This window comes from Streptomyces sp. NPDC057280, assembly GCF_042668605.1.
Taxonomy (GTDB): Bacteria; Actinomycetota; Actinomycetes; order Streptomycetales; family Streptomycetaceae; genus Streptomyces.
The window spans coordinates 19,791-42,974 of the sequence record NZ_JBHUYR010000013.1; the positions used below are offsets into that span (position 1 = coordinate 19,791).

General features: G+C 70.2%; 20 protein-coding genes. 10 read left to right on the plus strand and 10 right to left on the minus strand.

Annotation, left to right across the window (positions count from 1 at the left end; all coding sequences use genetic code 11):
* Positions 1–45: 45 nt before the first annotated feature.
* A complete protein-coding gene (locus ACFUO4_RS40985) occupies positions 46–252 on the minus strand; it encodes a hypothetical protein (protein ID WP_383495078.1) in 207 nt (68 codons plus the stop codon).
* A 106-nt stretch (positions 253–358) separates the two neighbouring features.
* On the opposite strand from ACFUO4_RS40985, the gene ACFUO4_RS40990 reads away from it, so the two are divergent.
* The 3 genes from ACFUO4_RS40990 to ACFUO4_RS41000 are packed head-to-tail and all read left to right on the plus strand — an operon-like array spanning position 359 to position 2,747.
* The gene (locus tag ACFUO4_RS40990) at positions 359–1,360 is read left to right on the plus strand and encodes a phosphotransferase (RefSeq protein WP_383495081.1); all 1,002 of its coding nucleotides are present in this window, start codon (positions 359–361) and stop codon (positions 1,358–1,360) included.
* 13 nt (positions 1,361–1,373) lie between these two features.
* Positions 1,374–1,889, plus strand: a complete 516-nt coding sequence (locus tag ACFUO4_RS40995) for a GNAT family N-acetyltransferase (protein ID WP_383495086.1) — start codon at positions 1,374–1,376, stop codon at positions 1,887–1,889.
* Positions 1,890–1,934: 45 nt separating this feature from the next.
* On the plus strand, positions 1,935–2,747 hold the full coding sequence (locus ACFUO4_RS41000) for a DUF817 domain-containing protein (RefSeq protein WP_383495090.1): 813 nt from the start codon (positions 1,935–1,937) through the stop codon (positions 2,745–2,747).
* Here the strand turns inward: ACFUO4_RS41000 and ACFUO4_RS41005 are convergent.
* Entirely contained in the window at positions 2,740–5,007 is a 2,268-nt protein-coding gene (locus ACFUO4_RS41005; RefSeq protein WP_079305954.1) for a (Fe-S)-binding protein, read from the minus strand. The genes ACFUO4_RS41000 and ACFUO4_RS41005 overlap by 8 nt on opposite strands.
* 211 nt (positions 5,008–5,218) lie before the next feature.
* Here ACFUO4_RS41005 and ACFUO4_RS41010 point away from each other — a divergent pair, with 211 nt between their 5' ends.
* From ACFUO4_RS41010 to ACFUO4_RS41030, 5 genes are all read left to right on the plus strand, one after another.
* Positions 5,219–6,223 carry an MraY family glycosyltransferase gene (locus ACFUO4_RS41010; protein WP_383495093.1) on the plus strand — a complete coding sequence of 335 codons (1,005 nt, stop codon included), beginning with the start codon at positions 5,219–5,221 and terminating at the stop codon, positions 6,221–6,223.
* A gap of 94 nt (positions 6,224–6,317) precedes the next feature.
* Entirely contained in the window at positions 6,318–8,156 is a 1,839-nt protein-coding gene (gene dnaK, locus ACFUO4_RS41015) for a molecular chaperone DnaK (protein ID WP_383495097.1), read from the plus strand.
* Positions 8,153–8,806: a nucleotide exchange factor GrpE gene (gene grpE / locus ACFUO4_RS41020; RefSeq protein WP_383495100.1), complete on the plus strand. Its 654-nt coding sequence runs from the start codon at positions 8,153–8,155 to the stop codon at positions 8,804–8,806. Before dnaK ends, grpE begins: the two co-directional genes overlap by 4 nt.
* A 36-nt stretch (positions 8,807–8,842) precedes the next feature.
* Positions 8,843–10,024: a molecular chaperone DnaJ gene (dnaJ, locus tag ACFUO4_RS41025; RefSeq protein ID WP_079305953.1), complete on the plus strand. Its 1,182-nt coding sequence runs from the start codon at positions 8,843–8,845 to the stop codon at positions 10,022–10,024.
* Between the two features lie 5 nt (positions 10,025–10,029).
* On the plus strand, positions 10,030–10,476 hold the full coding sequence (locus tag ACFUO4_RS41030; RefSeq protein ID WP_079306105.1) for a heat shock protein transcriptional repressor HspR: 447 nt from the start codon (positions 10,030–10,032) through the stop codon (positions 10,474–10,476).
* 59 nt (positions 10,477–10,535) lie between these two features.
* Here the strand turns inward: ACFUO4_RS41030 and ACFUO4_RS41035 are convergent, their stop codons facing one another.
* Both ACFUO4_RS41035 and ACFUO4_RS41040 read right to left on the minus strand, forming a co-directional pair.
* Positions 10,536–12,197, minus strand: a complete 1,662-nt coding sequence (locus ACFUO4_RS41035; protein ID WP_383495105.1) for a PA14 domain-containing protein — start codon at positions 12,195–12,197, stop codon at positions 10,536–10,538.
* Positions 12,198–12,236: 39 nt separating this feature from the next.
* Positions 12,237–14,276 carry a fibronectin type III domain-containing protein gene (locus tag ACFUO4_RS41040; protein WP_383495108.1) on the minus strand — a complete coding sequence of 680 codons (2,040 nt, stop codon included), beginning with the start codon at positions 14,274–14,276 and terminating at the stop codon, positions 12,237–12,239.
* Between the two features lie 296 nt (positions 14,277–14,572).
* Between ACFUO4_RS41040 and ACFUO4_RS41045 the strand changes: the two genes are divergently transcribed.
* A complete protein-coding gene (locus ACFUO4_RS41045) occupies positions 14,573–15,679 on the plus strand; it encodes a substrate-binding domain-containing protein (RefSeq protein WP_383495111.1) in 1,107 nt (368 codons plus the stop codon).
* Here ACFUO4_RS41045 and ACFUO4_RS41050 read toward each other — a convergent pair.
* The 4 genes from ACFUO4_RS41050 to ACFUO4_RS41065 form a co-directional block, all read right to left on the minus strand.
* The gene (locus ACFUO4_RS41050; RefSeq protein WP_383495114.1) at positions 15,666–16,211 is read right to left on the minus strand and encodes a hypothetical protein; all 546 of its coding nucleotides are present in this window, start codon (positions 16,209–16,211) and stop codon (positions 15,666–15,668) included. The two genes, ACFUO4_RS41045 and ACFUO4_RS41050, sit on opposite strands and share 14 nt — an antisense overlap.
* A 74-nt stretch (positions 16,212–16,285) precedes the next feature.
* Positions 16,286–17,128, minus strand: coding sequence for a transglutaminase N-terminal domain-containing protein (locus tag ACFUO4_RS41055; protein WP_383495117.1), 843 nt, complete (start codon positions 17,126–17,128; stop codon positions 16,286–16,288).
* Between the two features lie 4 nt (positions 17,129–17,132).
* Entirely contained in the window at positions 17,133–18,065 is a 933-nt protein-coding gene (locus tag ACFUO4_RS41060; protein ID WP_079305948.1) for an alpha-E domain-containing protein, read from the minus strand.
* The gene (locus ACFUO4_RS41065; protein WP_079305947.1) at positions 18,062–19,606 is read right to left on the minus strand and encodes a circularly permuted type 2 ATP-grasp protein; all 1,545 of its coding nucleotides are present in this window, start codon (positions 19,604–19,606) and stop codon (positions 18,062–18,064) included. The genes ACFUO4_RS41060 and ACFUO4_RS41065 overlap by 4 nt, the downstream gene beginning before the upstream one ends.
* Positions 19,607–19,911: 305 nt before the next feature.
* Between ACFUO4_RS41065 and ACFUO4_RS41070 the strand changes: the two genes are divergently transcribed.
* Complete coding sequence (locus tag ACFUO4_RS41070; RefSeq protein WP_079306103.1) at positions 19,912–20,943, plus strand: helix-turn-helix transcriptional regulator; 1,032 nt, start codon at positions 19,912–19,914, stop codon at positions 20,941–20,943.
* Here ACFUO4_RS41070 and ACFUO4_RS41075 read toward each other — a convergent pair.
* Both ACFUO4_RS41075 and ACFUO4_RS41080 read right to left on the minus strand, forming a co-directional pair.
* Positions 20,906–21,883 (minus strand): helix-turn-helix transcriptional regulator, encoded by a 978-nt coding sequence (locus ACFUO4_RS41075; protein ID WP_383495121.1) that lies wholly within the window; start codon positions 21,881–21,883, stop codon positions 20,906–20,908. The genes ACFUO4_RS41070 and ACFUO4_RS41075 overlap by 38 nt on opposite strands.
* Positions 21,880–22,890 carry a helix-turn-helix transcriptional regulator gene (locus ACFUO4_RS41080; RefSeq protein WP_079305946.1) on the minus strand — a complete coding sequence of 337 codons (1,011 nt, stop codon included), beginning with the start codon at positions 22,888–22,890 and terminating at the stop codon, positions 21,880–21,882. The genes ACFUO4_RS41075 and ACFUO4_RS41080 overlap by 4 nt, the downstream gene beginning before the upstream one ends.
* Positions 22,891–23,184 lie beyond the last annotated feature (294 nt).

Below are 23,184 nucleotides of genomic sequence, written 5' to 3' on the forward strand. Positions count from 1 at the left end.
CAGTCACCGGTCGGCTCAGTCACCGCCGGCTCAGTCACCGCCGGTTCAGTCGGTCCCGTCGTCGCCGGAGCTGGAGTTGGAGCGGTTGCTCCCCTTGCTGCTCTTCGCCAGCACCAGCACGACCTCGCCCAGCCCGGTCGTCACCGCGGCCACGCCCCGCACCCACCGCGGCCCGCCGCGGGCGGCCCACACCACGCACACACACCCGAAGATCACGAGCGCGAGCACGCCCAGCAGCACCACGAGCCCCATGTTTCCCCCACCTCATCCATGCCTACGGTCCGATGATCCTCCCAGTGGCCCGCGGGGACGCGAAAACCGCTGGTGGGACGGGGGTCCGCGATGTTCGGATGGGGCGATGCAGCACGAGGCGTCGATGACCGTGGACCGAGGGAACTACCAGGACACCGTGACCCCCTGGGAGCGGCAGGAGTGGCGGGAGGCCGCGCTCGGCTGGGCGGAGACCCGGCTCGCCGCGCGCGGGCTGCGACCGGCGGGGCGGTGGAGCGTGCGGCTGCGGCCGTGGTCGGTGCTGGTGCGCATCGGCGTGCGGGACGGGACCGACGTCTGGTTCAAGGCCAACCCGCCCGCGAGCGCCTTCGAGGGCGCGCTCACCGCCGCGCTGGCCGGCTGGGTGCCCGAGCAGGTGCTGGAGCCGCTCGCCGTCGACGCCGGACGCGGCTGGTCCCTGCTGCCCTACGGCGGTGAGGTCTTCCGGGACGCGCTGGAGCGCGGTGCCGCCGACGTGCGGGCCTGGGAGGGGGCGCTGGGGCAGTACGCGCGGATGCAGCGCGCGCTGGTCCCGTACGTCGACGAGATGAGCCGTCTCGGGGTGCCCGACGCCCGCGCCGCGGCCCTCCCCGCGATCTTCGACAGCGCGGTGGCGCAGAACACCGCCCTGGAACCGGCGGACCGGTCCCGGCTGCGGGCCCTCCGCCCCCGCCTCCTGGACTGGTGCGCGGAACTCGCCGACACCGGAATCCCCGACTCCCTCGACCACTGCGACCTGCACGACGGTCAGCTCTTCCACCCCGGGCCCGGCCGCTTCACCTTCTTCGACTGGGGCGACGCCAACATCTCCCACCCCTTCTGCAGTTTCACCGTCCCCGCCCGCCGGGTCCGCGAGCGGTACGGCCCCGAGGCGCTGCCCAGGCTCCGCGACGCCTACCTCGAACCCTGGACCGGGAACGGCCGTACGCTGCCGGAACTGCGCCGCGCCCTGACCCTGGCCACCCGCCTGGGCGCCCTCGCCCCCACCCGGGCCTGGACCCGCCTCTTCCCCGGCACCAGCCTCCCGGCGGCGGACGCGGCGTGCGCGGAGTGGCTGAGGGGGCTGTGCACCGGGGAGCACCCGCGGTGAAACGATGATCGTCATGACGTACGCGGCCATCCGGCTCCCCCAGTACACGAAGGCCGACCTCGACGAGATCACCGGCGGTGTCGACGACCCCTTCGAGGTGGCCGCGTTCGGGGTGCGGTCCCGGGACAAGGACGTGCACTTCGGCGTCCGGCACCAGGGGCGGCTGGTGGCGCACGCGGGGCTGGTGGACGCCACGGTGTCGGCCGGCGCGAGGCGGTTCCCGGTGGCGGGCCTCGGCGGGGTGGTCGTCGCGCCGGACCTGCGGGGCCAGGGGCTGGCGCGGCTGGTGGTGGAGGCCGCCGTCGCCCATGCCCGGGGCACCGAAGCGGAGTTCGGGCTGCTGTTCTGCCTGCCGGACCGGATGCCGCTGTACCGGCGGCTGGGCTGGCGGGAGGCGCCGGACGGCATGCGGGTGGAGCAGCCGGGGGACGCCGTCGTCGACCATCCGCTGCACACGATGTGGCTGCCGCTCGTCGAGGGCGCCGTATGGCCGGCGGGGCGGGCGCGGCTGCATTCGCTGCCCATGTAGGGCGCCGCTGGAACCGTCCCCGCCCCGGCGGCGATCTACAGCACCATGCATGCCCTCCGCCAACTCGCCCGCTTCACCTGGCTCCAGGCCCGCTGCTGCGCCTTCGCCGTCGCCCTGCTCGCCGGCATGGCGGCCTCGACCCTGCTGCCGCCGCTGCCGGTCGCGCGCTACGACCTGCTGCTGGCGTACGGCGTCCTGCTGACCGGCGTGGGGTTCCTGGTGGGCTGGGAGACGCGGCGTGAGGTGGCGGTCGTGGCGTTCTGCCATCTGCTCGGCCTCGCCTTCGAGATGGTGAAGGTGCACGTCGGCTCCTGGAGTTACCCCGAGCCGGGGGTAGCGAAGCTCGCCGGGGTGCCGCTGTACGGCGGGTTCATGTACGCGGCGGTCGGCAGCTACGTGTGCCGTGCCTGGCGGCTGCTGCGGCTGTCGCTGAGCGGCTACCGGCCCCGCGCCACCGCCGCGGTCGCCGTGCTGCTGTACGCCAACTTCCTCACCCACCACTGGATACCCGACCTGCGCTGGCCGCTCGCCGCGCTGCTGCTGGCGGCGACCGCGGGCACCTGGGTGCACTACACGATCGGCGCCCACCGGTACCGGATGCCGCTGGCGCTGTCCTTCGCGCTGATCGGGTTCTTCCTGTGGCTGGCGGAGAACGTGGCGACGTATCTGGGCGCCTGGACCTATCCGGACCAGCTCGACGGCTGGCAGCCGGTCGCGGTCGGCAAGTGGGTCTCCTGGGCGCTGCTGATCAGCGTCACCTTCGTCATCTGCGGCGCGCGCCGGCACACGGCGACGCCCCCTGCCGATTCCTCGGACAGGGGGCGTCGTACGGCCGTACCGACCACGAGTGCTACTTGACCGGCTCGGGCTCCGGCTCGCTCTCGGTCTCCGCGGCGTCCTCGGGGTCCACCGGGGTCTTGACCGACTCCAGCAGCAGCTGGGCGACGTCGACGACGGTGATGGACTCCTTGGCCTTGCCCTCGTTCTTCTTGCCGTTCACCGAGTCGGTGAGCATGACCAGGCAGAACGGGCAGGCGGTGGAGACGATGTCGGGGTTCAACGACAGAGCCTCGTCGACGCGCTCGTTGTTGATGCGCTTGCCGATCCGCTCCTCCATCCACATCCGCGCGCCACCGGCGCCACAGCAGAAGCCGCGCTCCTTGTGGCGATGCATCTCCTCGTTCCGGAGGCCGGGGACGTTGGCGATGATCTCGCGCGGGGGCGTGTAGATCTTGTTGTGGCGGCCCAGGTAGCAGGGGTCGTGGTAGGTGATGATGCCCTCGACCGGGGTGACCGGGACCAGCTTGCCCTCGTCCACCAGGTGCTGGAGCAGCTGGGTGTGGTGGATGACCTCGTAGTCGCCGCCGAGCTGCGGGTACTCGTTGCCGAGCGTGTTGAGGCAGTGCGGGCAGGTGGCGACGATCTTCTTCGCCGACTTCGGCTTCTTCGTCTCCGGGTCCTCGTCGTCCTCGCCGAACGCCATGTTCAGCGCGGCCACGTTCTCCATGCCGAGCTCCTGGAACAGGGGCTCGTTGCCGAGGCGGCGGGCGGAGTCACCGGTGCACTTCTCGTCGCCGCCCATGATCGCGAACTTGACGCCCGCCATGTGCAGCAGCTCGGCGAAGGCCTTGGTGGTCTTCTTGGCGCGGTCCTCCAGGGCGCCGGCGCAGCCGACCCAGTAGAGGTACTCGACCTCGGAGAGGTCCTCGATGTCCTTGCCGACGACCGGCACCTCGAAGTCGACTTCCTTCGTCCACTCCAGGCGCTGCTTCTTGGCCAGGCCCCAGGGGTTGCCCTTCTTCTCCAGGTTCTTGAGCATCGTGCCCGCCTCGGACGGGAACGCGGACTCGATCATCACCTGGTAGCGGCGCATGTCGACGATGTGGTCGACGTGCTCGATGTCGACCGGGCACTGCTCGACACAGGCGCCGCAGGTGGTGCAGGACCACAGGACGTCCGGGTCGATGACGCCGTTCTCCTCCACGGTGCCGATCAGCGGGCGCTCGGCCTCGGCGAGAGCGGCGGCGGGGACGTCCTTGAGCTGCTCCTCGGACGCCTTCTCCTCGCCCTCCATGGTCTTGCCGCCACCCGCGAGCAGGTAGGGCGCCTTGGCGTGCGAGTGGTCGCGCAGCGACATGATCAGCAGCTTCGGGGAGAGCGGCTTGCCCGTGTTCCAGGCCGGGCACTGCGACTGGCAGCGGCCGCACTCGGTGCAGGTGGAGAAGTCGAGCAGGCCCTTCCAGGAGAACTGCTCGACCTGGCTGACGCCGAAGACGTCGTCGTCACCGGGGTCGGTGAAGTCGATCGGCTTGCCGCCCGAGGTCATCGGCTGAAGCGCGCCGAGGGCGGTGCGGCCGTCGGCGTCGCGCTTGAACCAGATGTTCGGGAAGGCGAGGAAGCGGTGCCAGGCGACGCTCATGTCGGCGTTGAGCGAGACGACGATCATCCAGATGAAGGAGACGCTGACCTTGATCCCGGCGAACAGGTAGACCAGGTTCTGCAGCGTGGAGACGTCGAGGTCGCGCAGGGCGGCGACCAGCGGGTACGAGGCGAAGTACGCGGCCTCGTAGTGCTCCACGTGATGCAGCGCGCCCTCCAGGCCGCGCAGGATGTAGATCACGGTGCCGATGGTGAGGATGACGTACTCGACGAAGTACGCCTGCCAGGCGGTGGAGCCGGCGAAGCGGGACTTGCGGCCCGCCCTGGAGGGCAGGTTCAGCAGCCGGATCGGGATGAGGATCGCGATGCCCACCGTGGTCATGACGGTGATGAACTCGACGTACATCTCCCAGGGCAGCCAGCCGCCGATGATCGGCAGCTGGAAGTCGGCCTGGAAGAGCTGGCCGAGGGCCTGGCCCAGGATCGGGATCAGCGTCAGGAAGCCGATGGCGACGAACCAGTGGGCGAAGCCCACGATGCCCCAGCGGTTCATGCGCGTGTGGCCCAGGAACTCCTTCACCAGGGTCACGCTGCGCTGGTACGGGTTGTCGGTCCGGGCACCGGCCGGCAGCGGCTGTCCGAGCATGAAGAAGCGGACGAACTGCGCGATGACGCGTGCGAAGAGTGCGGCGCCGACCACGGTCAGGACCAGCGACACGATGATCGCTGCGAGTTGCATGTCGGGGGCTCCTCGGGCCTGGGCGGGGCGAGATTACTAAGCGGTAACTTATGCAGTCCTCTTGAGGGTACCCGCATCGTCGTCCGCACTGTAGCCAGCACTGCGGTGATCTGTGTCGCTGAGGGTTGCCTTAAGGGCCGATGGCGAGTGTGTGGCAATCCGAACGTGTTATTCGTACCAAATTGGTACATTCGTGACTACTTTAAGACGCGTGCTCTATGGGATCGCCGCCGCCACGACCGCCCTGCTGCTGACCGCCGTCCTGGCGGCCGTACTCCGCGCCCCCGCGCTGCGCCTCGGTCTCGTCGACCGCCGCCGGCAGCAGCGCAAGGTGCCGCTCTCCGGGGGCGTCGCCGTGGTGCTCGCGACCTGCGCCGTCGTGGCCGCGGGGGAGCGGACGCACGTCGCGCCCCCGGGCGGCGGGGAACTCCTCGTCGCGGCCGGCACTGTCGCCGCCCTCGGCCTCGCCGCCGACCTGTGGCGCGTCCGCGCGCGCGTGCTCTGCGTCGGTACGGCCGTGGCGGCGGCCTGCGTGGTGCCGTACGAGGAGACCGGCGTCGTCGGTGGGGTGCTCGCCGTGGGCTGGATCGTGTTCGTGGCCCTGGGGTTCCGGGCACTCGACCATGCCGACGGACTCGCCGGGACCGTCGGGGTCGTCGCCGCCTTCGGGGTGGGCGCCTGCGTGGCGGCCGAGGTGATGGACGGGCTCGCGGTGCTGCTGAGCGTGCTGGCGGCCGCGCTGACCGGGTTCCTCATGCACAACTGGCCGCCCGCGCGCGTGGGGCTCGGTTCGGGTGGGGCGCTGTTCGCCGGGTTCGTGCTCGCGGCGGCCGGCGTGGTGGCGCGGACCGGGCACGAGGCGGCCTCCAGCGCGGGCGTGCTGTTCGCGCTCAACGCCGTCGCCGTCGCCGACGTCCTTCTGGTCGTCGTCTCCCGGCGGCTGGCCGGGCGGCGCGGGCCCGACCATCTCGGGCACCGGCTGCGCAGGCTCGGGCTGACCCCGCAGGGGACGGTGGTGCTGCTCGGGCTCGGGGCCTTCGCCGGGGTGCTCGTCGGGGTGCTGGAGCATCTCGGATGGGTGGGCGGAACGGGGGCGCTGTGGGTGGCCTCGGGCGCCCTGGTCGTCGTACTCGCCCTGCTGCGGGTGAAGTCCTCCGGGACTCCTCGACCGGTATCGCCGCAGGTCAGAGCCCCATTGCGTGTAAGGAACGGATAAGAGTTGAGCCTCACAGACTCAGGTCTGTTGACCCATCCGCGGGCGTCATGCACACTTGAGTCCGTTCCACTCAAGTCAGCTGGAGGAATCAACCATGGCACGTGCGGTCGGCATCGACCTGGGCACGACTAACTCCGTCGTCAGCGTTCTCGAAGGCGGCGAGCCCACCGTCATCACCAACGCCGAGGGTGCCAGGACCACGCCGTCCGTCGTCGCCTTCGCGAAGAACGGCGAAGTGCTCGTCGGCGAGGTGGCCAAGCGCCAGGCGGTCACCAACGTGGACCGGACCATCCGGTCCGTGAAGCGCCACATGGGCACCGACTGGAAGATCGAGCTCGACGGGAAGCCCTTCAACCCGCAGCAGATCTCGGCGTTCATCCTCCAGAAGCTGAAGCGGGACGCCGAGGCCTACCTGGGCGAGAAGGTGACCGACGCGGTCATCACCGTCCCGGCGTACTTCAACGACTCCGAGCGCCAGGCGACGAAGGAAGCCGGTGAGATCGCCGGTCTCAACGTCCTTCGTATCGTCAACGAGCCCACCGCGGCCGCGCTCGCCTACGGCCTCGACAAGGACGACCAGACGATCCTCGTCTTCGACCTCGGTGGCGGCACCTTCGACGTGTCCCTCCTGGAGATCGGCGACGGCGTCGTCGAGGTGAAGGCCACCAACGGCGACAACCACCTCGGTGGTGACGACTGGGACCAGCGCGTCGTCGACTACCTGGTCCAGCAGTTCAAGTCGGGCCACGGCGTGGACCTCGCCAAGGACAAGATGGCGCTGCAGCGTCTGCGCGAGGCCGCCGAGAAGGCGAAGATCGAGCTGTCCTCGTCCACCGAGACCTCGATCAACCTGCCCTACATCACCGCCTCCGCCGAGGGCCCCCTGCACCTCGACGAGAAGCTCACCCGCGCCCAGTTCCAGCAGCTGACCGCGGACCTCCTGGAGCGCTGCAAGACGCCGTTCCACAACGTCATCAAGGACGCCGGCATCTCCATCAACGAGATCGACCACGTCGTCCTCGTCGGTGGCTCCACCCGCATGCCCGCCGTCGCCGAGCTCGTCAAGGAGCTGACCGGCGGCAAGGACGCCAACAAGGGCGTCAACCCGGACGAGGTCGTCGCCATCGGCGCGTCCCTCCAGGCCGGTGTCCTCAAGGGTGAGGTCAAGGACGTCCTGCTCCTCGACGTGACCCCGCTGTCCCTCGGCATCGAGACCAAGGGCGGCATCATGACCAAGCTCATCGAGCGCAACACCACGATCCCGACCAAGCGGTCCGAGATCTTCACCACGGCCGAGGACAACCAGCCGTCCGTGCAGATCCAGGTCTACCAGGGCGAGCGCGAGATCGCGGCGTACAACAAGAAGCTCGGGATGTTCGAGCTGACCGGTCTGCCGCCGGCGCCCCGCGGCGTCCCGCAGATCGAGGTGTCCTTCGACATCGACGCCAACGGCATCATGCACGTGACCGCCAAGGACCTGGGCACGGGCAAGGAGCAGAAGATGACCGTCACCGGCGGCTCCTCGCTGCCGAAGGACGAGGTCGACCGGATGCGCCAGGAGGCCGAGCAGTACGCGGACGAGGACCACCGCCGCCGCGAGGCCGCCGAGACCCGCAACCAGGGCGAGCAGCTCGTCTACCAGACGGAGAAGTTCCTCAAGGACAACGAGGACAAGGTCCCCGGCGAGGTCAAGACCGAGGTCGAGTCCGCCGTCGAGGAGCTGAAGACCGCGCTCAAGGGCGAGGACACCGCCGAGATCCGCACGGCCACCGAGAAGGTCGCCGCGGTCTCCCAGAAGGTCGGCCAGGCCATGTACGCCGACGCCCAGGCCGCTCAGGCCGCCGGTGGCGCGGGCACCGAGGCCCCCAAGGCCGACGACGACGTCGTCGACGCCGAGATCGTCGACGAGGACCGTAAGGACGGTGCCGCGTGACGGAGGAGACCCCGGGCTTCGAGGAGAAGCCCGACGTCCCCTCCGGCGCGACCCCCGACGACGCCGAGCCGAAGACCGCCGCCTCGCCCGAGGGTGAGGGGGCGGCCCCGGCCGGGGACGCAAACGCACAGATCGCCGGTCTGACGGCCCAGCTGGACCAGGTGCGCAAGGCGCTCGAGGAGCGCACCGCGGACCTCCAGCGGCTCCAGGCCGAGTTCCAGAACTACCGCCGCCGCGTGGAGCGGGACCGGATCACGGTCAAGGAGATCGCCGTCGCGAACCTCCTGACCGAACTCCTGCCCGTGCTCGACGACATCGGCCGCGCCCGGGACCACGGCGAGTTCGTCGGCGGATTCAAGTCCGTCGGTGAGTCGCTGGAGACCGTCGCGGCGAAGATGGGTCTGCAGCAGTTCGGCAAGGAGGGCGAGCCCTTCGACCCGACGATCCACGAGGCCCTGATGCACAGTTACGCACCGGACGTCACCGAGACGACCTGCGTGGCGATCCTCCAGCCGGGGTATCGCATCGGCGAGCGCACCATCCGCCCCGCCCGGGTGGCCGTCGCCGAACCGCAGCCGGGTGCGCAGACGGTCAAGGCCGAGGACGCCGAGACCGAGGAGAAGAAGGACAACAGCTCTGAAGAGGGCTGACGTCAACGGGACCGACCGAGAGGAGGGGCGTCGAGGATGAGCACCAAGGACTTCATCGAGAAGGACTACTACAAGGTCCTCGGCGTCCCCAAGGACGCCACCGAGGCCGAGATCAAGAAGGCGTACCGGAAGCTCGCCCGCGAGTTCCACCCGGACGCCAACAAGGGCAACACCAAGGCGGAGGAGCGCTTCAAGGAGATCTCCGAGGCGAACGACATCCTCGGCGACCCCAAGAAGCGCAAGGAGTACGACGAAGCCCGCGCACTGTTCGGCAACGGCGGATTCCGCGCGGGGCCGGGCGCGGGCGGCGGCTCCTTCAACTTCGATCTCGGTGACCTCTTCGGAGGCGGTGGCGGCCAGGGCGGCCAGGGTTCCGGCGGCTTCGGCGGCGGCATCGGCGACGTGTTCGGCGGCCTGTTCAACCGCGGCGGCACCGGGGGCACCCGGGTCCAGCCGCGGCGCGGCCAGGACATCGACACCGAGGTCACGCTGAGCTTCACGGAGGCCATCGAAGGGGCCACGGTCCCGCTGCGGATGTCCTCGCAGTCCCCCTGCAAGGCGTGTTCGGGCACCGGCGACAAGAACGGCACACCCCGCGTGTGCCCGACCTGCGTCGGCACCGGTCAGGTGGCCCGGGGCTCGGGCGGCGGCTTCTCGCTGACCGACCCCTGCCCCGACTGCAAGGGCCGCGGCCTCATCGCCGAGCACCCCTGCATGGAGTGCAAGGGCAGCGGCCGCGCCAAGTCCTCGCGCACGATGCAGGTCCGCATCCCCGCCGGGGTGACGGACAACCAGCGCATCCGCCTGCGCGGCAAGGGCGCGCCGGGTGAACGGGGCGGCCCCGCGGGCGACTTGTACGTCACCGTCCATGTGGACGCCCACCCGGTCTTCGGCCGCAAGGACGACAACCTCACGGTGACCGTCCCGGTGACGTTCGCGGAGGCGGCCCTCGGCGGCGAGGTCCGGGTCCCCACCCTGGGCGGCCCGCCCGTCACGCTGAAGCTGCCGCCCGGCACCCCCAACGGCCGCACCATGCGCGCCCGCGGCAAGGGCGCGGTCCGCAAGGACGGCACCCGCGGCGACCTCCTGGTCACCGTCGAGGTGAGTGTCCCCAAGGACGTGACGGGGAAGGCTCGTGAAGCGCTTGAGGCGTATCGCGAGGCGACCGCGGACGAGGACCCGCGGGCGGAGCTGTTCCAGGCCGCGAAGGGAGCATGAGAGTGATGGACGGCCGTCGACGCAACCCGTACGAACTGACCGAGGAGACCCCGGTCTACGTCATCTCGGTGGCGGCCCAGCTCTCCGGCCTGCACCCGCAGACCCTTCGCCAGTACGACCGCCTCGGCCTGGTCTCCCCGGACCGCACGGCCGGGCGGGGCCGCCGCTACTCGGCCCGCGACATCGAACTGCTGCGCACCGTGCAGCAGTTGTCGCAGGACGAGGGCATCAACCTGGCCGGCATCAAGCGCATCATCGAGCTGGAGAACCAGGTCGCGGCGTTGCAGTCCCGGGTCGCGGAGATGGAGGCGGCCCTGGAAGGCGCCGCCGCCACGATGCGCCAGCGGGAAGCGGCGGTGCACGCGTCGTACCGGCGTGACCTGGTGCCGTACCAGGAGGTGCAGCAGACCAGCGCGCTGGTGGTCTGGCGGCCGAAGAAGGCCAAGGACTAGGCAGCTGTACGCGAGCGGGGCCCGGAGGATCGTCGTCCTCCGGGCCCCGCTCCCGTATGTCACCGCCCGCTGAAGAACTCCAGGGAGGCGCCTTCGTACCCGACCCGGCCGTAGTGGTCGACGGCGTACACGGTCACCATGCACGGCCCGTTGTAGGGCGCGACCCAGGAGATGGCCCCCGTGGCCGACAGCTGCGTGCCGCTGTCACCGCACGCCCCGGAGATCTCCCAGGAGTACCCCTTCAGCAGCCGCCCCTCGTCGCCGGCGCCCGGCGCGGCGGTGACCTGGATCGCGGAACGCCCCGGTATCCCGTTCGTCACCAGCGTCAGCCGCGGCGCCTTCGGCCCGACCGCGGTCGCCTTGGTGACGCGCTCGGCGGAGATCTCCTCGGAGGGCAGCGACTCCAGCCCGTCCGCGCCCACGGTGGCCACGTAGTAGTACGCCTTGCCGGCCGGCGCGGTCCGGTCCTCCCAGCCGGTGCCGTTGGTGGAGCCGATGGCCGTCCAGGCACCCGTGGGGCTGGTCCGGCGGTAGACGTGATAGCCGCCGACCTCGTCGGGCGACGCCGTCCACGTGACCATCGTGAGATCGTCGGCGGGCGGCTCGGTGGCGAGGCCGGTCGGCGCGGCCGCCGCCGAGGCCACGGCCCGGCTCGCGCCCACCTCGCCGGAGACCGGCGAGACGTTCGACGCGGTGTCGACGGCCTGCACGGTGAAGCCGTAGAGCGCGCCCGTGTCGTCGACCGGCACCGGGAAGTGCAGCGACGTCCCGAACACGAGCTCCGGTCCGTCGGGGACGACCTCCCCGTTGCGGTAGGCCCACACCTCGTAGTGATGGACGTCCTTCGACACCGACGCCTCCCAGCTCAGCGAGATGCCGGCGGTGGTGCCCTTCGCCGCGACACCGGTGACCCCGGTGGGAGCGGTGCGGTCGACGGTGGTGACGCCCTGGTCGGTGGTGCCGGTCGAGGCGTTGCCCGCCTTGTCGTAGGCGCGGACCTCGTAGTAGTACGTCTCGCCGGTGGGGGGCGGGGTGTCGGTGTACGAGGTGGAGGTGGTCGTGGTGAGCGGGGTGCTGCCGAAGGAGGCGCCCTTGAGGCGGCGGTAGACCCGGTACCCCGCGAGGTCCATCTCCTTGTTCCTGGACCACGTCAGCTTGACCTTGCCGGTGGCCTGGGCGTACGAGGCCGAAGTGCCGGTCGGGGTCAGGGGCTTGACCTTGTCGACGGTTGCCGAGGTGCGGGGTGTGTAGCCGAACTTGACCTTGGCGCTGCCGGTCCAGTTGACGTAGTCGACGCGGAGGGTGTGCTTGCCGGACGGGACGGTGACGTTGACGGTCTTCGACACGGTGGTGGAGGTGTTCTTCCACAGGTCGATCTTGCGCACGCCGTCGAGGTAGACGCGGATGCCGTCCAGCCCGGAGGCGGCGAGGGCGAACGGCCCGCCCGAGCCGAAGTCCCGTGTCACCGACCAGCGCACACCGAAGTCGTTCGACGGCAGTCCGGAGGCGGGGGCGCCGCTCCAGCTCTGGTCGACGGCGTCGTCGCAGTCGGTCTTCTTCGGGGTGCCGGAGAAGCTGGTGTTCGCGAAGAACTGCCGCTTGAAGACTGGCGAGGCGCAGGTCGTCGCGGCGGACGCGGGCACGCTGGTGAGCAGGGTGCTGGCGGTGGCCAGGACGACCGCGCTCGCGGCGGCGGCCGTCGTGAAGCGAGGGTGATTCATCTAGTCGTGTTCCTCGGGTTCTTCGGGGGGCTGTCGGGCTCAGACGAGGTCCGGCCGGATCTGCCAGGGGTGCGCGGCGGCGGTCTCGGTGCCGTCGGACAGGACGCCGACGACCCGGTAGTAGGAGATCGAGCCGAGCGGCATGGTGGCGTCGGTGTAGGACTGGTAGTAGACGCCGTCCTTCGGGGCCACGGTGCCCAGCAGGTCGTAGGCCTGCGTCTCGGCGTTCCAGCGGCTGACGCGGTAGGCGGTGATGTCCGCGCAGATGTCGCCCGAGCAGTGCCACAGGACGTTCTCGCTCTGCGCGGGTATGGTCCAGCCCCCGCTGCCCCACAGCGCGCCGGAGTCGGCGCCGATGGGCTCGCCCGGGGTGATGGTCAGTTCCGTGGCGTCGACGACGGTCCAGGTCGAGGCGTTGCCCCACTTGTCGACGGCGTAGACCGCGTAGGCGGCGTTCTCGCCGTCCGGGATGCCGATGCACAGGGCGGTCAGCGGGTCGGTGGTGCTCCGGGTGCAGGGGTCCGTCGCCTTGAACGAGCCGTCGGCCTGGCGCACGCCCCGCGCGGCCCAGTAGTGGTCGATGTCCTCGTCCGTGGACGCGTTCCAGCGCAGCAGCATGCCGTCGCCGCGGGGCGTCGCGGTCAGGCCGGTGACGGGCGCGGGCGGGACCCGGTCGGCGGTCGTCACCGTGACGGGCGCGGAGGGGGTGGACTCGTTGCCCTGCCCGTCGGTGAAGGTGACGGCGTAGGTGTAGGTCGTGGCGTACGCCCAGGTGGGGTCGTCGCAGTCGAACACGTAGACGCCCTCGGCGCTGTGGAGCGTGGTGAGGTAGTCGCAGTCGATGCGCTCGGCGTCGGCGCCGACGGTGGCGCCCACGGAGCGGTACACGGTGAAGCGGCCGTAGTTGTCCAGCTCGTCGCGCGTGTGCGCCTCGGGCGTCTTCCAACTCACGTGCACGTCACCGCGGTTCGTGACCACGTCCAGTCCGAACGGCGCGGGCGGCGCGGTCCGGTCGATGCCGTCGGAGGTGACCGGCGCCGAGTACGGGCCCGGGTTGCCCAGCGCGTCGAGGGAGCGCACGACATAGGTGTGCGGCGTCGCGTCGTGGCCCACGTAGTGCAGGTAGGAGGTGCCGGTGAGCGACTTCAGCAGGGTGTACGAGCCGGTCGCCGCGTCCTTCTCGAACACCTCGTACCCCACCGCGCCCGGCACGGCGTCCCAGCCCAGCACCATCCCGTCGAGATCCCCGTGCGCACTGAGCCCGGCCGGCGCGGCCGGTCCGGTGCGGTCGACGGTGGTGACGCCCTGGTCGGTCGTGCCGGTCGAGGCGTTGCCCGCCTTGTCGTGGGCGCGGACCTCGTAGTAGTAGGTCTCGCCGGTGGGGGGCGGGGTGTCGGTGTACGAGGTGGCGGTGGTCGTGGTGAGCGGGGTGCTGCCGAAGGAGGCGCCCTTGAGGCGGCGGTAGACCCGGTACCCCGCGAGGTCCATCTCCTGGTTCTTCGCCCAGGTGAGCTTGGCCTTGCCGGCCGCGGCGTCGTAGGCGACCGAAGTCCCGGTCGGGGTGAGGGGCTTGACCTGGTCGACGGTTGCCGAGGTGCGGGGTGTGTAGCCGAACTTGACCTTGGCGCTGCCGGTCCAGTTGACGTAGTCGACGCGGAGGGTGTGCTTGCCGGACGGGACGGTGACGTTGACGGTCTTGGAGACGGTCGTCGTCGTGTTCTTCCACAGGTCGATCCTGCGCACGCCGTCGACGTACACCCGTATCCCGTCGAGCCCGGAGGCGGCGAGGGCGAACGGCCCGCCGGAGCCGAAGTCCCGCGTCACCGACCAGCGGACGCCGAAGTTGTCCGACGGCAGGCCCGAGGCGGGGGCGCCCGTCCAGGTCTGGTCGATCGCGTTGTCGCAGTCCGTCTTCTTCGGGGTGCCGGAGAAGGTGGTGTTCGCGAAGAACTGGCGCTTGAAGACCGGGGAGGTGCAGGTCGTCGCGGCGGAGGCGGGGGCGGCGGTCGTGGTGAGGAGACCGCCGGTCACGGCGAGCACGGCGGCGGACGTGACCGTCGTACGTCTGGCTGACTTCATTCGATCCTCTGAGCGGGTGGGGAACAGCCGGCAGAAGCTGTCGTGATCACGACTCGCGAGGAATGGAGTTGGTTGTACGGATCTTTGCCTCCGCCGGGGCTCCGCTTGAATGGAGAGTCCGTAAAGGGCGTTTGGAGGCGGTTCCGTCATCTCTTCACATAACAAGCGGAGCGTGGCGTTGCGCACTCGTTAAGTGGTTCCGCTTGACGCTGGGGGGCGGGGCCGCGTTGGCTTTTCAGTCATCTGGGTCGCAAAGCTGCGCCCGCGTCCGGAAGGCACCAGAAGTGAGCTCCCCAATGCGTCGTACCGCCATATGCATGGCCGTGTCCTCGATGGCCCTGTCGCTGACCGCCTGCGGGGCCCTGGGTGTGACGGGGGACAGTACGGACGCGAGTCCGACCAAGGGCAACGACGTCACCGTCGGCGTGCTGATGCCGGAGACGACGAACACGCGGTACGAGCAGTTCGACTACCCGATCATCCAGAAGAAGGTCACGGAGCTCACCGACAAGGAGGGCCAGACCGTCTACGCCAACGGCGAGGCGGACGCCAAGAAGCAGGCCGGCCAGATGCAGAAGATGATCGACGACAAGGTCGACGTCATCCTGCTCGACGCCGTGGACTCGCACGCCATCGCCCCCATGGTGAAGAAGGCCAAGGACGCCGGCATCCCGGTCATCGCCTACGACCGGCTCGCCGAGGGCCCCATCGACGCGTACGTCTCCTTCGACAACGAACTCGTCGGCGAGGTGCAGGGCCGCACGCTCATCGAGTCGCTGGGCTCGGACATCGACACTTCCGACAAGATCGTCATGCTCAACGGCTCGCCCTCCGACCCGAACGCCGGACAGTTCAAGGCGGGCGCGCTCTCCGAGATCACCGGCAAGGTGTCGATCGCCAAGACGTACGACGTCGACGGCTGGAAGCCGGCCATCGCGAAGAAGGACATGGCCGAGGCGATCTCGGCGATCGGCAAGGACAACATCGCCGCCGTCTACTCCGCCAACGACGCCATGGCCGGCGCCGCCATCGAGGCGATGGAGGAGGCCGGCATGACCGACCTGCCGCCCATCACCGGCCAGGACGCGGAACTGGCCGCCGTGCAGCGGATCGTCACCGGCGAGCAGTACATGAGCGTCTACAAGTCCTACCCGCAGGAGGCCGAGGCCGCCGCCGAGATGGCCGTGGCGAAGATCCAGGGCAAGGACATCCTGTTCGACTCCCTCACCCAGGACCGCGTCGACAGCCCCACCGACAAGGACATCCCGGCCCAGCTGGTGACGGTGTCCGCGCTGACGAAGTCCAACATCAAGAGCACGGTCGTCGCCGACGGCATCTTCAACGTGAAGCAGATCTGCACCGCGAAGCTCGCCTCGGCCTGTGCCCAGATCAAGTTGCACTAGCGGTCGGCGGGGTGGGCGTCATCGGGACGAACACCCCGTTCGGCGCCCGTCCGACGGGCTTGGTGCTGGTGAAGCCGGCCGGGTCGTTGTCGCCGGACACCCGCAGTCCGGTGACCTTCGCGCCCTTCGGGACGTCGTACCAGAGCTCGACCTCCATGAGGGTGTGGCCGCCGAGCCGCACCTTCTCCGACTGGCGGCGCACCGCCATCGCGAAGGCGTCGGGCCGGGACCGGTCGCCGGTGACGCCCGCGATGCGCTGCCGGGCCGACTCGTAGGTGTGGTAGTTCGGGTCGTTGTTCGCCACCCGCAGCCGTGCGGCGCAGAACTGTCCCTCGGGCGGGGCGTCCGCGTGGGAGCCCGTCACGCCCGTGATCCCGCAGTGCAGGGTCAGCAGCGTGAAGGTGAGATGCCCGTCCTTGTGTGGCTTCGGGGCCGTGCTGCCGGGGTCGTCGCCGTCGTCGCCGCAGCCGGCGACGAGCAGCAGGGCGGTCAGGGACAGTGCCATGAGCCTGATCGGGCGCGCTGTCGGCATGACGGCGATTGTGCGCCCTTCGCCCCGGAAAGGGGAGAAGGGCGACACGAGCCGCTGCGGACGCCGTGAGAGGCTCACGCCACGCGCGTGAACTCCACCGTCACCTCCGGCGGGCCGCCGGGCACGCCCCGGTAGATGCCCTTGTGCGGGGTCACGTCGTCGTAGTCCCGGCCGCGGCCGACGACGACGTGCGACTCGTCGGCGCGGGTGCGGTTCGTCGGGTCGTAGCCGCACCAGTCGCCCGCCCAGTACTCGATCCAGGCGTGGCTCTGGCCCGCGACCGGTCGGTGGAGCTCCGCGTCCCGCTCGGGGTGGAGGTAGCCGGAGACGTACCGGGTCGGCATGCCCAGGCCCCGCAGCAGGGCGATGGTGACATGGGCGATGTCCTGGCAGACGCCGGCGCCCTGGTCCCAGGCCTCGGCCGCGGAGGTGGTCACGCCCGTGGCGCCGGGGAGGTAGGTGACCCGGTCGGCGACCAGGGCGGAGACCGCGACGGCCGTCTGGTGCGGGTCGAGGCCGGCGGCGGCCTTCCGGGCCTTCTTGAGGAGCTTCGCGGGGACGGTCGTACGGGCTGTCGGGCCCGAGAACTCCAGGAGGCGGGAACTCGCCGTACGTTCCGACAGCTCTGCCCAGGCCGGCGCCTCGGGCAGGGGGTCCGGCGGGGCCGTCTCCACCAGGCTGGAGGCCGTGATGGTGAGGTCGGCGTGCGGGTCGAGGAGGTCGAAGCCGGTGACCTGGGTGCCCCAGTAGTCCCAGTACGACCAGGTCGAGGTGGCCGGGCTGACGGTGACCCGGGAGTCCAGGGTGGTCTGGCCCGGCAGGGTCAGCGGGGTCATGCGGACCTCGTTGTGGGAGGAGGCCGCGGGCTGGGCGTACGACACCCGTGTGACGTGCTTGATCCTCAGGCGGCGCGCCATCTGCTCACGCCCCTTCCTGGGCCCAGATCACGGGCCCCTGGTACGGGAAGAACCGCTCCGCGACCGCCTCCGCCGAGGCCATGCAGGCCTGTTGCAGGTCGCCGAGGAGGGCGGGGAGCTGGTCCTGGAGGGCGGTCAGGTCGAGGTACTCGAGGCGGGTGCGCAGGCGTCCGATCGGGCGGCGGGCCGGGTCCTGGCGGGGGCGGCCGAGGGCGCTGAGGCACTCCTCGGCGGTGGTCAGCGCGTGCAGCGCGGAGCGCGGGAAGTCCCGGTCGAGGAGCAGGAATTCGGCCACGCGGGCGCTGTCACCGAAGCCGCTGTGGATGCGCGCGTACGCCTCGTCGGCACCGGACGCGCTCAGCAGCGTCGTCCAGTCCGGCGCGTGGGCGGCGTCGAGCACGCGTACCGACAGCAGCCGTACGGTCATGTCCACCCGCTCCAGGCTGCGCCCGAGGACCACGAACCGCCAGCTGTCGTCCCGGCTCATGGTGGAGTCGGCGAGCCCGAAGAACAGCGCGGCACGGGCCCGTACGAGCTCCAGATAGGCGTAGGGGCCGGTACGGCGGGCCGCGCGGCGCTGGTCGGCGAGGGCGTGCCAGGTGGAGTTGAGGCACTCCCACATCTCCGAGGAGACGGCCTCCCGGGCGCTGCGGGCGTTGAGCCGGGCGGCGCCGAGGGCGCCCTCGATGGAGCAGGTGGAGCGGGAGTCGAAGGCCAGCTGGTCGAGGACCTGCTGCATGTCGACGCGTTCGGCGCCCGCGTCGACGCCGAGGATCGCGTACAGCGAGCGGCAGGCCACGTCCTCGTCGCGCCAGGGGTCCTCCAGCATGCGGTGGAGGTAGGCGTCGAGGATGCGGCCGGTGGCGTCCGCCCGTTCGACATAGCGGCCGGTCCAGGTCAGCGCCTCGGCTATCCGGGAGAGGATCACGTCGCTCACTGCTGCTGCGCCCCTTCCTCCACGAAGGTGGGGTTGCCGTCGGGACCGAGCTGGCGGGGTGCGACCTCGGGGAGTCCCTCGGTGCTCGGCACCTCGAGGGGCTCGGCGGGGCCCTCGGCGATGACCCAGGTGTCCTTGGAGCCGCCGCCCTGGCTGGAGTTGACGATCAGGTTGCCCTCCTGGAGGGCGACGCGGGTGAGACCGCCGGGCAGCACCCAGACATCGTTGCCGTCGTTGACGGCGAACGGCCTGAGGTCGATGTGGCGCGGTGCCATCCGTTCTCCGGCGAGGGTGGGGGAGGTGGACAGGGCGACGGGCCGCTGGGCGATGAAGCCGCGCGGGTCGGCGGCGACGGCCTCCCGGGTCCTGCGCAGGGTCTCGGCGTCGGCCTTGGGTCCGATGACGATGCCCTGCCCGCCCGCCCCGTCCACCGGCTTGATGACCAGCTGGTCGATCTGGTCGAGGACGGCGTCGAGCTGGCCCGGTTCGTCGGGGCGGAAGGACTCCACGTTGGGGAGAATCGGTTCTTCGCCGAGGTAGTACCGGATCAGGTCGGGAACGTAGGTGTAGAGCAGCTTGTCGTCGGCGATGCCGTTGCCGACGGCGTTGGCGAGGGTGACGTTCCCGGCCATCGCGGCGCTCATGATGCCGGGGCAGCCGATGACGGAGTCGGGCCGGAAGTGCAGCGGGTCGAGGAAGTCGTCGTCGAGCCGCCGGTATACGACATGCACCGGCACCTCGCCGCGCGTGGTCCGCATCCACACCCGGTTGCCCCGGCACACCAGGTCGTGCCCCTCGACCAGCTGGACGCCCATCAGCCGTGCCAGCAGGGCGTGTTCGAAGTAGGCCGCGTTGCTGGGGCCGGGAGTGAGGACGACGACGCGCGGGTCGTCGGCCCCGTCCGGAGCGGCTTTGCGCAGCGCGGCGAGCAGCTTCTGCGCGTACCCGTCCACCGGCACGACGTGCTGCTCGGCGAAGAGGGAGGGGAAGATCCGGGTCATGGCCCGCCGGTTCTCGATGACGTACGAGACCCCGCTGGGCACCCGGACGTTGTCCTCAAGGACCCGGAAGTCACCGGCCTCGTCCCGTACGAGGTCGATGCCTGCGACGTGGATGCGCACCCCGCCGGGTGGTTCGACCCCGTGCGCCACCCGGTGGAAGTGGGGGGAGTTGAGGAGCAGCCGCCAGGGCACGACCCCGTCCTCGAAGGCCCGGCAGTGCCCGTAGGCGTCGCCGAGATAGGCCTCCAGGGCCCGCACCCGCTGGGCGACCCCCCGTTGTATGAGATCCCACTCCAGGGCGTCGAGGATCCTCGGCACCAGGTCCAGCGGCCAGGGCCGCTCCTCGCCCGCGAAGGCGTAGGTCACGCCCCGGTCGGTGAACGCCCGGGCCATCTGGTCGGCGCGGAAGCGCAGTTCACTCGGCTCGATCGGCTGAAGTGCCGCCAGCACCGGCTCATAGGCGGTCCTGACCTCACCCGGCCGCACAAACATCTCGTCCCACGCGTCGGCCAACGCGTACGCGTCAAATATGTCCGCCATGAGGGGACGTTAGATGCGGTGCGTAACGCGGCGATCACCGGCGGATTTCCGGCAGCTCACGCGGAGAAACGGGTTCCGCCGGGTGTGCGGCGGGCGCGCGGGGGGACCATCAGCTTGTTGCAGGGCGACGGCCGGAGGTCCGACGATAGTGGGGTAAATCAGTGGTTTCCCTCGGTCACACCGGGACGAGCCGTGTTGCGGACCTGGTCTGGTCCGCGCATAGTTGCGGAGCCGTAGGGGTGTGCCCGTGCCACGAGCGCGCGCACGCCGGGCACATGAGGCGGGAACCGGGGGTGGGCTGGGCGATGGCCGGGCACGCGGCGGACGAGCATCCACACGGTGCTGACCGACTGTGCGAGGCCGGGGATCGCGTGTATTCCCGGGCCGTACGGCGGGGCCGGGTGCCGCGTGAGGACGCGGAGCCGGTGCCGTGCCTGCTGGAGCTGGCCCTGCTGCACCCCGACCCCGACGACATGGACTGGCTGGTCCCCACCTCCCCGCAGGAGGTCATGACCCGGCTGCTGCGCGGGGTCTACGACGAAGTCAGCGCCAGTCAACGCCGGATGGGCTCGGCGGTGGCCGCGTTCGAGTGGTACGCGGGCCTGGACTCGCAGCTGGCGTCCTCGGCGATGGCGGACCGCTCCGCGATCCGGGTCCTCGACGGGCTGTCCCGTATCCAGGCGGCGATGGACGAGGCGACGCAGGCGTGCACGACGGAGGTGCTGACGGTCCAGCCCGGCGGCATCCGTCCCGAGCACGAACTGACCGAGGGTCTGCACCGGGCGCTGGCGCTGCGAGGGCGGGGCGTGCGCATGCGCGACCTCTACACGCACGTGGCGCGGCACGGCCAGGGCCTGCTCAACTACCTGGAGCTGATGGGCGACGCGGTCCAGGCCCGCACCCTGGACGAGGTCATCGACCGGCTGATCCTCTTCGACCGCACGGTGGCGTTCATCCCGGCGAACGCGGACCGCACGCTGGCGCTGGAGCTGCGGCACCCGGCGCTGGTGGGCTTCCTGGCGACGGTCTTCGAACGCCTGTGGCGGCTGGCGATCCCGCTGACCGCCCCGCTGCCCGACACCGGCATCGAGGGCATCTCCAACCGGGAGCAGTCCATCGCGGCGCTGCTCGCGGAGGGCCACCAGGACGCGGTGATCGCGGAACGGCTGGGCATAAGCGTGCGCACGTGCAGGGCGCACATCGCGCGGCTGTCGGAGACGCTGGGCGCGGCGAGCCGCACCCAACTCGGGGTGCGTATCGCCCAGGTGGGGCTGGACGGGCCGCCTCGCGCGATGGGCGTCACGATTCCTGGTCAAGAATCCCGGAGCGTCCGATGAGGTAGCCGAGCTGGGCGCGGCTCTCGCTGCCGAGGGTGGCGGCGAGTTTGGCGATGTGCTCGCGGGCGGTACGGACGTTGAGGCCGAGGCGGTCGGCGATGACGGCGTCGGTGTGGCCCTCGATGAGGAGGGCGGCTATGGCGCGTTGGCGGGGGGTGATGCCGTTGAAGGCAGGTTGTTGAGGCGCTTCGGGGTACATGGGCGAGGCCAGGCGCCAGAGGCGGTCGAAGGTGGTCGTGAAGAAGGCGAGGAGGGCAGGGTGACGGATCTCCAGGGCCAGCGTGCGGTCCGCGTTGGCCGGGATGAACGCCACCGTGCCGTCGACGACGATGAGTCGGTCGGTGATCTCGTCCAGTGTGCGGGCCTCGGCGTCGCCTCTCAGCTCTTCGTAGCGAGCAACGACGGCAGGGGAATGGCGGGCCGTGTGCTGATACAGGGTCCGGATTCGGCCGCCGCGATCGAGCAGAGCCTGGTCGCGGCGCAGCGAGAACGCCAACCGAGCCGCCGTGTCCTGTGTTCCCCTGTTCGGCTGGATGGCCAGGAGTTCGCCCGAGGCGTTCACCATGGCTGCCTCAATGGCCTCGTTGATTCGGTCGAAACCACTCAGCGTGTTGATCAGCGGTGTGTCGGCCACCATCGTCTGCCGACTGTTCGCCGCCATGAGACCCTCGAAGGTCTCCGCCAGCCACTCCTCACGTCGCCGCGTGTCCGCGACGCGGTCCTCGAGGCCGCGCAGCAGTCGGTGCAGGGCCAGGGTCGGAGCAACGGGTCGTAGCCACCGCAGGTCCTCGATGTCCGGCTGCAGCAGGCCGAGGTCGAGCAGGCAGGGCGTTTCTGCCGCCCTCTCGGCGCTGACCCGTCCCTCGCTGAGGGCGCTGGTGTACAGATCAAGGCCCGCCTCGCACAGTTCCTGAGCTCCATGCGCATGGGCCTCGGTCATGGCTGGTCGCCTCCCCCCGACCCCGAAGCGCCCTGGTCCAGGATCCCCGACTGGGCGATGAGATAGCCGAGTTGGGCACGGCTACCGCTGCCCAGGACGCTGGCCAGTTTGGCGATGTGGGCGCGGCAGGTGCGCACGTTCATCCCGAGACGGCGGGCGATGGCCTCGTCGACATGGCCATCGATCAGGAGCTTGGCTATGGAGCGCTGGATGCCGGTGATGCCCTCGGGCGTGGACTCGTAGGGAACTTCCTCCATGAGGGGAGTCGCGCGCTGCCAGAGCTGCTCGAAGACCCTGATGAGGTACTGGACCAGACCGGGATGACGCAGTTCCAGAGCCACCTGCCGGTCGTCCTGGGCGGGGATGAAGGCAACCGTCTGGTCGAAGATGATGAGTCGCTCGATGAGTTCTTCGAGGGTACGGATCTCGACCTTCGCCCCTGCCATGCCGTCCACATAGGCGAAGGTGCCCTGGCTGTAGCGGACCGTGTGCTGGTAGAGGGTGCGCAGTGAGATTCCGCGCTCGATCAAGGGCTTGCTGCGGGCGAGGGCCTGACTGAGTTTGTCCTCCGGCCGGCTTCCGCCGGGCTGTACGGTCAGGACCTCGACGCGGGCCTCGGCTGTCGCCACGTCCAGTGCGGCGTTGATGCGCGCAGAGCCTTCGAGCACGGTGATGGCGTGCGTGGTCGCCGGCTTCTGGGCACTGATGGCGAGAAACGGCTCGAAGGTCTCCGAGAGGTTGAGCGACAGCCGCCGACGGTCCTGGATCTCCCGCTCCAGGGGGTGGAGCTGCTGTGCGAGCACGATGGACGGCGGTACGGGGCGCAACCAGTTCGGGTCGTCCGGGTCGGGGTGAAGCAGCGCGAATTCGAGCAGACACGGGGCAGGCTCGACCTCGTCCCGGAGGATGCGTCCGGAGCCGAGCGCGCTGGCATAGAGACGCGCGCCTTCGGCACAAAGGTCGGCTATGCCGTGAGGATGTGTCGGGTTTGTGCTTTTTGTTGGCAAATCTCCACCCCCCAGGGTCCTGAACGTGCAGGAACATGATGCATCTCTTGTGTGGCATTGACGTGCCTGAATGAGCCATCGTCTTGTTTCGCGGGGATAAGGGAAGCCATCAAGTGAGGACGAAGCCGGTCATGAAGAAGAGAATGCTTCGCTCGGTGCTTGCCACTGCTGTTGCTGCTGTGGCGCTGACCCTCGGGGCTGCTGTCGCCCCTTCGGACATCAGTTGGCGTAGTGCCGACACCGTCGCGGGGGACATCTCTTGGGCGGCCCCGCAGGACATCTCTTGGGCCGCGC